Genomic DNA, 13,898 nt, shown 5'->3' with positions numbered 1-13,898 from the left:
GAAAACTATTTACACTTCGCCAATATCTCCTTTACCTCCGTTTTGCAGCTTCCGCATCCTAAACCTGCTCCTGTGTTTTTGCATAAATCAGTAAAATCGCTTACACCGCTTTTAATCGTTTCTTCAATGTTTCCAGCTCCGACTTGGCTGCAGGAACAAACCAATTTTCCTAAAACTGGTTTTGCGTTTGAGCTTCCTCTCAACAGTGTATTTCGTTTGTCTGATAATTCGATTTTGCTTTCGATCATCGTTTTGAATTCGGCAAACTCATTTTTATCGCCCATTAAAATGGCTCCAACCAAAAGATCGTCTTTTACGATACACTTTTTGTAATAGCGTTTTTTCAAATCGGTAAAAACAATTTCTTCGTATGAATCGTCATTTTCTGGAATTGTAAGATCGCCAATACTGCAAAGATTAATGTCTTCTAATTTTAGAATATTCATTAAAATCGAGCCTTTGTAATAACTGCTAATATCGCCCGCAAGGAAATTAGCCAGAATATCAGCTTGTTCTTCAGCGGCAGAAGTGATTCCGAATAACTTGTTATCGAATTCTGCTATTTCTCCAATGGCAAAAATATCAGGATTTGAAGTCTGTAAATACTGATTTACCTTTACACCGCGTCCGCAGGCTAAACCGCTTTCGCGAGCAATTTCGATATTCGGAATAGTTCCAATTGTATACACAATCGCATTTGCCATTATAATTTTTCCACTTTTTAAAGCAATTTCGATTTCATTCGGATTATCGGTTTCAAAAACGGTGCTGACTTCATTATCAAAATAAATCTGAATATCACGAAGCTGTACTTCTTCAGCCAATAATTTACTTGAAATTCGGTCTAACTGACGCTCCATCAAACGAGAAGCACGCTGAACAATCGTAGTTTTTACTTTTTTATGCTTTAAAGCTGCAGCCAATTCTAAACCTAATAATCCACCGCCGATAATGACAACGTGCTGTTCTTCTGGCGGAAGATTAGTATTGTCTAAGTGTTTTTTCAAACGATCCGCATCTTCTTTTCTTCTAACGGTGAAACGCCCAGGAAGATGAAGCTGTGCATTTTCTGGAACGAAAGGGCGGCTTCCTGTTGCCATAATCAACGAATCGAAAGTGTGAATTTCGCCTTGACTGTCAACAATTGTTTTTTGTTTTGGATCTAATTTTTCAATTGCCACTCCAGCTTTCATGGTAATTTTCAACTTACTGAAAGCTTCGCCATCTTTAACTTTTAAAAGTTGTTCCCAAGTAAATTCTCCCGTCATATATTCGGGAAGTAAAACACGATTGTAAAACGGATTTACTTCATTCGAAAAAACAATAATTTCATCGGTTGAATTGAATTCACGATAGTTTTGAATGAATCGGAAAGAAGCAGCACCCGCGCCAACAATGGCAATTTTCTGGAATGGTTTTACGTATTTTTTAATCGAAACGGTTGTGAACTTAAAATCAGGTTCTTTTGAAATTGGATCGACAACAGTATTCGTTAAATTATTCGTTCTGTTTAAATCATTTTCAAGCTGTTTTCCCCAGTGCATTGGCAAAAAAACAACTTTTTCTTTGATCGAATCAGTCACTTTTGCTTTTACACGAACTTCTCCGTTTTTACTTGAAACCACAACAATATCCCCATTTTTAATATCATTTTTAAAAGCATCAATCGGATTTATTTCTAAAACTGGACTTGGAATATGCGTTAACAAACGAGATACTTTTCCAGTCTTTGTCATCGTATGCCATTGATCACGAATTCTTCCCGTGGTTAAAATAAAAGGGAATTCGTCATTTGGCTGAACCGATGTATTTTCGATAGAAACGGGAAGATTAAAAATCGCTTTTCCAGAAGGCGTATAGAATTTTTTATCTGTAAATAATCTTGGAGTTCCTGGGTGATTATAATCAGGAACTGGCCACTGAAAAGTACCTTCAGTTTTTAAACGATTATAATTTAAGAACGAAATATCAATATTAGTGTTTTTGGTAAGCGCACAATGTTCTTTGTAAATTTCTTCGGCACTATTAAAATTGAATCCGTTGAAATTCATTTTTTTCGCAAAGCGAATTAAGATTTCAATATCTGGAAGTGCTTCTCCAGGTGCATTTATCCCTTTTGGTAAATAAGAAATACGACGCTCGGAATTGGTCATGGTTCCTTCTTTTTCTAACCAACCCGCAGCAGGTAATAATAAATCGGCAAATTTAGCTGTATCGGCATTATGCGAAATATCTTGAACAACTACGAATTTTGCGTTTTGTAGCGCTTTTTCGGCTCTTCTAGAATCGGGTAAACTCACTAACGGATTGGTGCAGATAATCCAAACAGCTTTCATTTTTCCAGATTCTAAGGCTTCAAACATTTCTGTTGCCGTTAAACCTGGTTTATCTGAAATTTCGTCAACGCCCCAAAAATCAGCAACTTCTTTCCGATGTGTTGGATTGGCAATGTCTTTATGCGCTGCCAAAAGTGTTGCCATTCCGCCAACTTCGCGTCCGCCCATAGCGTTAGGCTGACCCGTTAATGAAAAAGGTCCAGAACCTGGTTTTCCAACTTGTCCTGTTAATAAAGATAAATTCAGCAATGCTGTATTTTTATCAACGCCAACAGCACTTTGATTTAATCCCATCGCCCAAAGCGAAATAAATCCTTTGGCTTTCCCGATAATATCGGCGGCAAGTTTAATATCGTTTACAGAAATTCCGCAAAGTTTAGACGCTTTTTCTAGAGAAGTTCCTAGAACTAAGTCTTTATATTGTTTGAAATTTTCCGCGTGATTTTTAACGAAATCATGATCAACGTGACCTTTTTCGATAATACGTCTGGCAATGGCATGATACAAAATAATATCTGAACCTGGAATAATCTGCAAATGTAAATCGGCGAAAGCCGCAGTATCTGTTCGTCTTGGATCGATACAAATTATTTTTGTTTTCGGATTTTTCTCTTTGTGTTTCTCTAATCTTCTGAAAAGAATGGGGTGGCACCAAGCAGGATTTGCGCCTGTAATTAAAAAAGTGTCCGCCAATTCAATATCATCATAAGCAATTGGCACAGAATCTTCTCCGAAAGTTTTTTTATACCCCACAACGGCAGAACTCATACAAAGTCTGGAATTGGTGTCGATATTGTTGGTTTTCAGAAATCCTTTTACAAGTTTATTGACTAAGTAATATTCCTCGGTTAGACATTGTCCAGAAATATAAAATCCAACGCTATCTGGTCCATGTTTTTTTATGATAGAAGAAAAAACAGCAGCGGCGCGGTCAAGAGCCGTATCCCAACTAACGCGTTCTAATGGATAATTTTTGCTTCCGCGCATTTCTGGATATAAAATTCTGTCTGAAGTATCATTTACTACGTAATGTAGGTTCATTCCTTTAGAACACAGCATTCCTTTGTTTACAGGATGATCTTTATCGCCTTCGACCATTACACCATTTTTGGGATCGTTGGTCACGATTATGCCACAGCCAACGCCGCAGTAGGAACAGGTAGTTTTGATCTTCGTAGTTTGCATTGGAGTTCTATTTAGAGATACTACTTTTATTGAATGTTCTGACTTTAGATAAGTACTTATGCAAAAATAAGTACTTTTTACGTATTAATACTTAATTTTTGGATTTATTTTTTTATTTTTGATGAAAATAAATGAGGAACAACAAATTAGTTTTTAATCTGCTAAAAATTAGAACTCATGAAAGAAGAGCAAGCTGTATGTTATTCCTGTACAAATGAGAATTGTTTTATCAAGAAACACCTGCATTTAGAGCAGATGACGAATTATATTTCTAAAAAACAGAATATAATCTGTAAAAAATCGGATCAGTTTATTACGGAAGGTGCGCCTTTGCAAGGGCTCTATTTTATTTGCAAGGGAAAAGCCAAAACGGTAAAAACAGGAATTAACGGCCGTGAACAAATCGTTCGTTTAACCACAAACGGAGATATTATTGGTTTCCGTGGATTTGGAACGAGCAAACGTTATTTGATTGGTGCTTATGCGCTAGAAGATACTGTCTTGTGTAATTTTAGCAACGAAACCATGCAGGAAATTTTACAGCACGTTCCTGAATTTACGTATGCTTTAATGTTGTTTTATGCCGAAGAATTGAACAAAAGCGAGAATAATATTCGCAAGATTGCACACATGAATGTTCGTGAACGTGTAATTGATTTGTTGCTTTATATTCATCGCAAATTTGGACAAACGAATGGTCTGATTGATATTGAGCTTTCACGGAAAGAAATTGCTGATTTTGCAGGAACTACAGAAGAACAGGCGATTCGTATTTTATCAAGTCTTAAAAAAGAATCGTTGATTAAAACGGAAGGGAAACGTGTTGGGATTTTAGAAGTTTCAGAATTAAGATCTGAAATTATGGAGCATAAGTATTTTTAAGGTTCTTAGTTGCTAAGATTCTAAGGTTTGGTGTTGATGTAAAAATTTTGATTTTTTTTGTAGAGACGCACTGCTGTGCGTCTTTATCGCATGCGTCTCTACGTCGAATATAATTTATTTTTTTCTGCCAATAAATCGAATTACAGAACCAGTTCCGTTGTGAAATAAACCTTCGTTTAGTTCGATTTCTTTTTCTTCTAATTCAATGATTTCATAATTTGGAAAATCAGCTTTTATTTCTTCTATTGAAAAAAGAGATTCGATGTCTTTTGGTCCGCCAACTTTTTCATTTTTGGTAACGTATTCTAAATGTTTTTTACTGAAAGCTTCAAAAATAATAAAGCCATCTTTTCGTAAAAGTTGATTCAGCTGTTTGTGTATTTCAGATTTTATCGCAGCTGGAAAATGTGCATAAATCAGAGCAATCGCATCAAACTGTTCTTCTTGAAAATCTAAAGTTTCCAATTCTCCAACCTGATAATCAATTGAAACGTGATTTGCTTCTGCAAGTTTTAAAGCTTTATTTCTGCCTTCTTCACTAATATCAAAAGCGGAAACTTCCCAGCCTAATTTTGCTGCGAAAATGGCATTTCTTCCTTCGCCTTCGGCAGGAAAAAGAATCGTCCCAGTTTTTAGTTTTTCAATTTGTTCTTTAAGGTAATTGTTGGGTTCTTCGCCGTATGCGAATTCTTCGGTTTTATAACGGTCGTCCCAACGCTGAGTCCAGTTGTTCATGGTTTATATATTGAATTTAATGATTAAAGGTTTGTGGTCACTGTATAAAGTCCAATCTTTGTAACTTCCAACTTCAACGCTTTCTAAAACTTCTATAAAATCATTTGAAGCAAAACAATAATCAAGATGATAGGGTTTGTTTTCATGACGATAGAGATACCAAGTCGGATGCTCTTCTTTGCCTTGAATTTGATTGAAGTATTTATGATACGTGCTGAAAATATTCTTTTCAGCCAATTTATTTACTACTGTTGTATGATTTCCTTCTCTTCGTGGTTTGTCCCAAATGGCATTGCTGTTAAAATCTCCAATTAAAATGGTTTTAGTTTCTTTGATTAAATCTTCGTAGTAATTAATCGCTTTCCAAATTTGAGTAACATAAGCACCATCTTTATCTGTTGGATTATTTGCCCAAATAGCAAACAATGTAAAGTCAATTTTTCCGCCTGTTACGGCGATTGGAAGAATATTTTTGAAAGCCTGATTATGACATTCTAATAACTGAAATTTATAATCTCCAAACGAGAAAACGCCAATTCCTTTATTCAGATTCGCGCCGTACCAAAGAATATCTGAAGGTAATTTTGTGTCATCTGAAAATTTTAATTTTTCAGGATTTTCACACTCAGAAATTACAGCAATATCAGGATTGAAAGCTTGAATATATTGAGCTTTTTTCCTGAAGGCCATATTGCAATTCCAAGCGATTAGCTTCATTTTAAATATAATTAGATTTAAAATTTAATCCAAATATACCCAAATAAAACTCAAAAAAATACCCTTTTCCAAAACTGAAAAAGGGTAAGTCAAATATATTTTAAATAATGTTTTATGAGATTAACCAACAAGTCTTGTTAAGCCACTATCAACATCAATTTCTGCAAAATGATGTTTTCCCATCACGATAAGAAGTTTGTCTGTATTATATCCAATATATCTTATTTCAGGATTTCCATTTTTTGGTTTTCCACAAACAGAAATGACATTGGTTTGCCATTTCAATTTCTTCCTTTTGTAGGCAGATATTGTTTGTAAATCATTTTCAACATAGTAAACAATGTTGTTTTTCTTAATGCCTCTTTTTTGCGTTTTAGCAAAATTTATTTCTGAGCCTTTTGAAATCAAGGCATCATTAAATTTTTGGGCAATACCAGTTTGGGTAACCAAAAAGGTTAACATAGATAATTTTAGAAATGGTTTCATTAGGATAGAATTTGGGGTTCTTAATCGATTCAAATATAGATAATTAATTCATTATAAAGCATTTTTATATAACAAAAAAAATACCCTTTTCCGAAATAGGAAAAGGGTAAAATTTATAAGTTAATTTTGAAGAAAAATTATTTTTTCCAGCTAAAAATTCTAGGATTCACAGAAATCATTAACCAAGCCCAATTGTTGGTATGGTTTGCGTCTCCGTTTTTAATAAATTCTAAAGTGCTAGAACCAAACATTTGAGAGTAACCTCCTGTTACTGTAATGTCTTTTTTGAAATTGTATCCAAAAGTTGCATCAACCTCAGTTCCTAAATAAGAATCCATTTTTTCGTTAAGAGGAACATTCACTACATCAGCAGCAGATAAGAATACGTGCGGAATCAAAGCAAATTGCCATTTGTTTACATTGTAATTCAATTTTAAGAAAGCGTCTTGCAAACCAACATTGTTTAAGTGATTTCCAACATAAAAATAATCCATGTAACCGTTGAATCCGTGGTTGGTTCCAAAAATAGGGTTGAACGATTTGATTACTGTACTTCCATCATTTGAAGCTTTTCCAGATAAAAATTCATAACCTAAGCCAGCTTTAAAAGCTTCCGTTATTTGATATCCGAAATTTGCTGCGGCATTCCATGCGCTTACTTTTAAGTCTGTGCTTTTTCCTGTTTGTCCGTACACCCAAAAATTACTGTCTATTTTACTTGTTTTATAAGTTAAATATGGGCCAAAAGTCTGTTTGTAATCCACTAATAATTTCGCGTCTGCGTTAGCGTATTCATAGCCTGTATTCAGTAATAAAAAGCTTGCGCCTAAATTTTCGTTGAATTGATTATGATACCAAGCGTATTGTAAAGCTTTGTAATTTGCAACTGTATAAGGAGTCTGAATTACATTTTCGGCAGTTGAATTATAAGCGCCTCCAAAATCTAATTTTTGAGTCTCGTCATGGAAAGAAACCGTTAACGCATCATGGCTTTGACCTTGCTGTGCCCAGTCCATTTCACCAAGAATACGCTGATTATCATAAGAAAGTACTTGACGCCCCATTCTTGCGCTCCATTTTTCAGTGAAATTATATTGTGCCCAAGCTTCAAAAACAGCAACTCCATTTGCATCTTTTGTTGTTGCTGGAGCAACATCTCCCCATGTTCTTGTGTTTTGAAAAGTTAATTTCACAATTAAATCTTCTTGTTTGAAATTAATATTTAAACGAGAACGCTGAGAAATTTGCGAGGTTCCTTTTTGTCCTTCAGGAAGAAGGGTTTTGTAACCGTTACGATATTCAAAACGTGGTCTAATTTGAAGATTAACATCTAATTCCTGTGCTTGGATTTCGAAACTTAATCCTACGATAAGTAATAAAATTAGTTTAAGTTTTTTCATAAAATTCTTGTGTTTTTATCGGAGGTAAATTTATAAGAAAATGCCGTCGTATAATATGATCACGGTCATATTTCTAATTTTTTTTTAATCTAAGTCTAATATGCAGACTCTAATTTTGCTTTACTTACTTTAACTTCTTTTTTCTTAGATAGTTGTGTAATAGTGTAATGCATCCAAACTAGGCAGACAGTTGAAAAGATTAAAATAAAAATCCATGAACTTGACCAGATTCCGGTTGCAGTTAATAAATATCCGAAGATAATTGGTCCAAAGAATCCGCCTAAACCGCCAATCATTCCGACCATTCCGCCAACAACACCAACTTCATTTGGGAAGTATTCTGGAATATGTTTGTAAACCGCAGCTTTCCCAATTCCCCAAGAAATTCCGATTAGAATTACTAAAACCAGAAACACCCACATATTGGCATCAAACTTAATAACCGTAACACCTTTGGCGATCAATTCTTTTTTGGCCACGCTTTGATTGTTGGCAACAACAACATCTTGCCAGCTTGTAGAAGTTGGAAAAATAGCGTTTTCATTTGTATTGGCAGTTTTTTGTGTAATTGGATATTCTTTATCTCCAATTTTCACGGTTTTGTCATTGATTTCGTTTACAACACCTTTTTTAGCAGCTAAGATTCCTGGGCCAGAAGTTGTAATTTCCATTTTTGGGATTGATAATAAAGCACTTAAAATTACTGAAGAACTCAAAACCCAATACATTACTTTTCTCGCTCCAAATTTATCAGACAAATAACCTCCAAAAGCTCTAATAACACCAGAAGGTAAACTAAACATAGTGGCAAATAAACCTCCCATAACTAAACTTGTTTGGTAGACGTTCATGAAATTAGGCAGTAACCATTGAGAATAAGCTACAAAACATCCGAAAACTAAGAAGTAATAAGCTCCAAAACGCCAAACTCTTTCTGATTTTAAAGGGGTAAGCATTTGTGAAATGGTTTTACCATTGCTTTCTAATTTTTTGTTTTGAGCGAAAATTAAAAAGGCAACACCAATTACTACCAATGAAATAGCGTAAATAACAGGAAGAATTTTCCAGCCATTTTGCGGATCATCAATTGAAAAATGGTTTAGTAATGAAGGGGCTAAAAAGGTTGTGATAGCTGCGCCGGCATTTCCCATTCCGAAGATTCCCAAAGCACGACCTTGCCATTCTTTTGGGTACCAGATTGAGGTATAACCAATTCCAACAGCAAAACTAGTTCCGACCATTCCAAATAAAAAGCTCAATAAAGCAAACATGGCGAAACTGTCAGCGTAGGGAAGGAGAAATAGCGGAATTGAACAGAGTAATAATAAAAGTGAAAAAACATATTTTCCGCCAAATTTATCCGTCAAGATTCCGATTGGAAGACGCATGATTGATCCAGTTAAAATTGGAATACCTAAAAGCCATCCGACTTGAATAACGTCCCAATGGAAAATTCCATTATCAACTAAAAAGGTTACTAAAACCCCGTTTAATGTCCAGCAGGCAAAACACACTGTAAATGCTAATGTGTTCAAAAATAAAATTTTGTGTGATTGCGATAGTGAGTTTGTATTTTTCATAGTACTTATTATTTTTTGTAAAAGTAAGTACTACAACTTAGTTAAAACCTGCTAAAACGCAGTTTTTCAAAAATAATTACGTATTTATACGTATTTTTTTAGATTAAAGAATACTCGGCCGCTTTATTAGAAAGTTCCATAAGGTTTTTTACTTTCAGCTTTTTCATTAAGTTGAAACGGTGTACTTCGGCAGTTCGTTTACTAATATCCAAGGCTTCAGCGATTTCTTTGTTTCCTTTACCAGATAAAAGAAGTGTAAGTATTTCTTTTTCTCTTTTGGTAATCATCATTTCTTCGCCTAAAGTTTGTTTAGGTTCTAATGATGCTGAAGAACTTGTCAATTGACTGATTAAAATAGAAGAAATATCACCACTGAAATATTTCCCGCCAGAAGAAACATTATGTAATGCTTTTAAGAATTCTTCTTTGCTTGAACCTTTTAGTAAATAACCGTCGGCTCCCGCTTTTATAGATTTCAATACATATTCTTCCGATTCGTGCATCGAAAGCATAATGATTTTTACATTGTTATTCTCGCTTCTAAGTTTTTCTACTACCTCGATGCCTGTTAAGTTAGGCATACGAATATCTACTATAAGTAAGTCAGGTTTTGTTGATGCAACGACTTCAAGCGCATCTGCACCATCAATTGCTTCTCCTACAACCTCGATGTTTGCTTCGTTTTCCAGTAATGATTTGATTCCGTCCCTAACAAAAACATGGTCATCTGCCAGCACTACACGAATGATACTACTCATAATTTACTTAATTTAGATTCTAGATTTTTACGTATATTCATCTATAAAGAAGATGCTAATATACGTACTTTTTTTAAAAGTAAATTTCAATATTAAAATTTCTAATGTTAGGAATTCTAAATTATACAATTGTCAGGCTGAGCGAAGTCGAAGCCCACGCAATCTAAATCGACAATCTTTGCAGAACTACTTACGTGGGGCTTCGACTTCGCTCAGCCTAACAAGATTGTGTTAAGCTGGAGGTTTTTGTAGATAAAATTAGGGGCTTTAGCCAAATGTGTAAGTTTGGCTAAAGCCTTTTTGTTACTTGTTTCTTTACCTCCAGCTAAAGCTGGAGGCAATTGATTTGTTTTACTTTAAATCCTAAATGAAATTAAAATTTCTTTTGAAAACCGTTTGCCCGCGAGAGGGATAGGAGCAAGCTACCGAAGTAGCGCGGATAGTCCGACAGTATTAGGAAAAGTGGGCGAATATAGACAAAGTTTGTTTGCCCACTTTTTCTAATACTGGCTCGCCCAAATAAATTACATAATTTGAAAATGAGATAATTAGATAATAATTTTGTCGATTTACTTTGCGGGGCTTCGACTTCGCTCAGCCTGACAATATTGTTGTCAACTTTGTCAAAGTTTTAAACTTTGACAAAGTGAATGCGCGCAAAGAGTTTGGAATTTAAATATTTGGAATTTCTACTTAAGAATCGGGATGTTGAACGTAATCCTCGTTCCTTCGCCTGGAATCGAGTTCATGAAAACGCGTCCGTTGATGTATTGGATTCTTTCTTTCATGAATAAAAGTCCCATCCCGGATTCGCTGTTGCGTTTTTTGTCGACTGAATTCACGTCGAAACCTTTTCCGTTATCGTCAACAATAATGCTTAGAAGTGTTTCGCTGTGCGAAAGCTGTACAATAATATGTGACGATTCAGCATATTTAATGGCGTTGTTGATCGCTTCTTGCGTAAGGCGATAAATGTTGATTTCGATTAACGAATCTAAACGTTGGTCAAAATCGGTTTTGTTGTAAAACAGGATTTCTTTTCCAGTTAATTTCGAAAGTTCCTGAGTGAGTTTTGAAAGTGACGAAACGATTCCGTGATCGCTTAATTCTGGTGGCATTAAGTTGAAAGTGGCTGTGCGGACACCTTTTATAATGTCTAAAGAAAGTTTCTTTAAATACTCAATTTTTTGTTCTGATTTTTCGCGGTCATCGAGATTGATGCTTTCTAAACTGAATTTTAAACCCGTAAGCATTTGTCCGATTCCGTCATGAATTTCTTTTGCGATTCGGTTTTGTTCGTTTTCCTGATTTTCGACAATTTTGCTCGAAATAATCTTTTGCTGATTGATTTTTTCAGTTGTATTTTCAAGGTTCAAACGTTCAACTTCGCGTTGCGCTTTTTTGCGTTCGGTGATGTTGAAACAAACGATCAAAAGTTCCAGTTCGTCTTTTTTGATCATTACGGGAACCATCGACAAATCGAGCCAGATTTCTTTTTCGTCTTTATTTATAATTTTGATTTCGCCTTGCCAGCCGCTACGCTGTTTTTCAAAAATTAGACGGTCAAAATTTACTTTTTCTTTTTCGTCTTCAGTCAAGACTTCAGAGAATTTTTTGTTTGATGAAAATTTGGTGTAATTTAAAAGTTTGGCGAATTTTTCTCCAATATGAATGATCGAACCATCTGGCGAAATTCGGCAGTACAATAAAGTGTTTTCCATCGCATAATTAAGCGATTTCAATTCTTTTACTGAATTTTCTTTGATTTCACTGATAATTTCGGTGTCGTATGCGAGTTTTAAAGCTTTCTTTTCAGAAGATAAAAGCTGGGCAATTAACCTTTCGATTTTTTTGTTTGTTGGTTTGAAAATGAAGAAGAATTCTAAAAGCAGAACGAGCAATGTAAAACCAAAAATCCAATATTCGATTTTGCGTTGTTCGGTTACTTTTTCGTGTGCTTCAAGATCGTATTGGGTTACAATCTGATTCATTTTCGAAAGGAAAATCCCTTCATTTTCCAAAATAATCTGAACCAGTTTTTGATTCTCAGAAGCCGATTTTTTCTGCTGTAAATTCAACAAAAAAGAATCTGTAGTTTGTGCAATTTTATTGAAAATCGGATTGATTTCAAGGTATAATTTAGAAAGTGTTTCTGATTTTTCTTTTGGAAAAGCCAAGCTGTCACTTCCGTTTTCAAGTGCATTTTGATTTTTCTTCCAAAGTTCTAGAACTTCTTTTAAATGCGAAGTTTTTTTGGCTGTAGCCGAATCAGAAACATAATGTAAAATCAGAACTTCTTTGACAATTTTCTGACTCAGCATTCTTTGCTTTCCAGAGAAATTAATGATTTTAGAATCGCTTAATTGCTGATTCAGATTGTATTGAACTAAAAACTGACTAACAATTATAGTTAAGGCAATAGTAAGAAGCGCAAAAAAATACAGACGGCGTAAATTTTTGAAAGTAATTTTTTCTGCAGCTTCGTGATTGCTTTTCTTCATATCTTTTTTACAATCCTAAAGAAGCTTTTATTAGGTTTAAGTTTTCTTCAGAATAATTGATTTTTAAAGCTTCCTGATGTCCTTTGTCCGACATTTTATCCCAAGTTTTCTTGATGATGTTTTTCAGCTTTTCTTCATCATGTTTGTGAACGAAAGGTTCTAAGTAATAATCTAAAAATACCAAACAAATTACATCTTCTAGTAATTGAGTTTCAGCGTCTTTTTTAAGTAGTTTTTTCTCGATTAAAAATGAAACGCGATCGATGAAAGTTTGATCGTATCCAGCTTTTTCTAATATACCTGCGGTAGTTTTTGCGTGGAATTTTTTCAATTCTTCTCTCCATTTCAAATAACCAACACGATCCATTGGATACGATTCGCGAGCGACTTTCCAACGGCAGATATGTTGGGCTTTTGAAGCGATTTGAACTTCTTCTGAAGCGTTTGGTTCAAACTGCATCAGTTTTTCGTACATCCTGTTTGAATACAATAATTCTTTTGGATATTCGGTGTTTTGGTCTAATTCGATGTTAGGATCCTGAGCGTTTTCAGCATCAATCCATTCGCTTGCTTTTTGAAAAGGTGTAGTCATTTTTTGGTTTGATAATAGAATTTCAAAGATACGGAATTAGTAAATACGTGAAATGTGAAATGTGAGTAGTAAAAAGCGAAAAATGAGAATAGACCTTTCAGTACTAAAATTCATTTAACATCTTACTTTTAACATCTCACAATTTTTCTAATCTACAAATCCCACAAAAACTTCATCTTCAACAATCTTAACTGGGTAAGTTGCAATGCTATATTCTTCGCCGTTTAAATTAGAACCATCAATAAGTGAAAAGGTTTTTTTATGCATTGGACAAGCGATTTTAGGAATATCATCTGCAGATCCCGTCATTCCTCTTGAAAGCACCATTTCCATTTTGTGGGGACAAGCATTTTGGCAAGCATACCATTCGTTGCGACGCGTAAAATTAAAAATCGCAATTTGTTTGTTTTTGTATTTGATGCAACCGCCTCGGTTGGTGGGAAAATCTTCTACTTTACCAGCTTTGAACCAAATTGTTGCGTCGCTTGCGTGAACTGTTTCGTATTGATTTAAGATTTCTTCCATTTTGATTGAGTTTTTGGTTCCTGTTTCTTAGCCCTCTTTTTACAATCAAGAGAGATTTGATGGCGCAGTAAAAAAGAGGGTAAGAAGGACAGCAAACGTTAAATGATTTTTTTTCTTTTTTTGGAGCTTTTGGTGTTCTGCCGCGAAGTCGCAAAGGCGCAAAGTTTTTTCTTTAAGTTTTTTCTTTAAGTTTTTATAATT

Annotated in this window: 11 protein-coding genes; 1 reads left to right on the top strand and 10 read right to left on the bottom strand. The window is 34.7% G+C overall.

Features of this window, described 5'->3' with window-relative positions; translation table 11 throughout:
• Nucleotides 1–5 precede the first annotated feature (5 nt).
• On the bottom strand, nucleotides 6–3,521 hold the full coding sequence (locus V6624_RS21295; protein WP_338840084.1) for a molybdopterin-dependent oxidoreductase: 3,516 nt from the start codon (nucleotides 3,519–3,521) through the stop codon (nucleotides 6–8).
• Between the two features lie 177 nt (nucleotides 3,522–3,698).
• On the opposite strand from V6624_RS21295, the gene V6624_RS21290 reads away from it, so the two are divergent.
• On the top strand, nucleotides 3,699–4,403 hold the full coding sequence (locus tag V6624_RS21290; RefSeq protein WP_338840083.1) for a Crp/Fnr family transcriptional regulator: 705 nt from the start codon (nucleotides 3,699–3,701) through the stop codon (nucleotides 4,401–4,403).
• Nucleotides 4,404–4,517: 114 nt separating this feature from the next.
• On the opposite strand, the gene V6624_RS21285 is transcribed toward V6624_RS21290, so the two are convergent.
• The 9 genes from V6624_RS21285 to nirD form a co-directional block, all read right to left on the bottom strand.
• Nucleotides 4,518–5,138, bottom strand: coding sequence for a class I SAM-dependent methyltransferase (locus tag V6624_RS21285; protein WP_338840082.1), 621 nt, complete (start codon nucleotides 5,136–5,138; stop codon nucleotides 4,518–4,520).
• Between the two features lie 3 nt (nucleotides 5,139–5,141).
• Nucleotides 5,142–5,855, bottom strand: a complete 714-nt coding sequence (locus tag V6624_RS21280) for an endonuclease/exonuclease/phosphatase family protein (protein WP_338840081.1) — start codon at nucleotides 5,853–5,855, stop codon at nucleotides 5,142–5,144.
• Between the two features lie 120 nt (nucleotides 5,856–5,975).
• Complete coding sequence (locus V6624_RS21275; protein ID WP_111285368.1) at nucleotides 5,976–6,341, bottom strand: hypothetical protein; 366 nt, start codon at nucleotides 6,339–6,341, stop codon at nucleotides 5,976–5,978.
• A gap of 137 nt (nucleotides 6,342–6,478) precedes the next feature.
• Nucleotides 6,479–7,741 (bottom strand): alginate export family protein, encoded by a 1,263-nt coding sequence (locus V6624_RS21270; RefSeq protein WP_338840080.1) that lies wholly within the window; start codon nucleotides 7,739–7,741, stop codon nucleotides 6,479–6,481.
• Nucleotides 7,742–7,836: 95 nt separating this feature from the next.
• Nucleotides 7,837–9,321 (bottom strand): MFS transporter, encoded by a 1,485-nt coding sequence (locus tag V6624_RS21265; RefSeq protein ID WP_338840079.1) that lies wholly within the window; start codon nucleotides 9,319–9,321, stop codon nucleotides 7,837–7,839.
• A 98-nt stretch (nucleotides 9,322–9,419) separates the two neighbouring features.
• A complete protein-coding gene (locus V6624_RS21260) occupies nucleotides 9,420–10,079 on the bottom strand; it encodes a response regulator transcription factor (protein WP_111285362.1) in 660 nt (219 codons plus the stop codon).
• A gap of 689 nt (nucleotides 10,080–10,768) precedes the next feature.
• Entirely contained in the window at nucleotides 10,769–12,580 is a 1,812-nt protein-coding gene (locus tag V6624_RS21255; RefSeq protein WP_111285360.1) for an ATP-binding protein, read from the bottom strand.
• A 7-nt stretch (nucleotides 12,581–12,587) separates the two neighbouring features.
• On the bottom strand, nucleotides 12,588–13,172 hold the full coding sequence (locus V6624_RS21250; RefSeq protein ID WP_111285358.1) for a DUF4202 domain-containing protein: 585 nt from the start codon (nucleotides 13,170–13,172) through the stop codon (nucleotides 12,588–12,590).
• Nucleotides 13,173–13,319: 147 nt separating this feature from the next.
• The gene (gene nirD / locus V6624_RS21245) at nucleotides 13,320–13,697 is read right to left on the bottom strand and encodes a nitrite reductase small subunit NirD (protein WP_111285356.1); all 378 of its coding nucleotides are present in this window, start codon (nucleotides 13,695–13,697) and stop codon (nucleotides 13,320–13,322) included.
• Between the last annotated feature and the right edge of the window lie 201 nt (nucleotides 13,698–13,898).

It is taken from the genome of Flavobacterium ginsenosidimutans (assembly GCF_037478105.1).
Classification (GTDB): domain Bacteria; phylum Bacteroidota; class Bacteroidia; order Flavobacteriales; family Flavobacteriaceae; genus Flavobacterium; species Flavobacterium ginsenosidimutans.
This window is presented reverse-complemented; position numbering and strand designations above follow the sequence as displayed.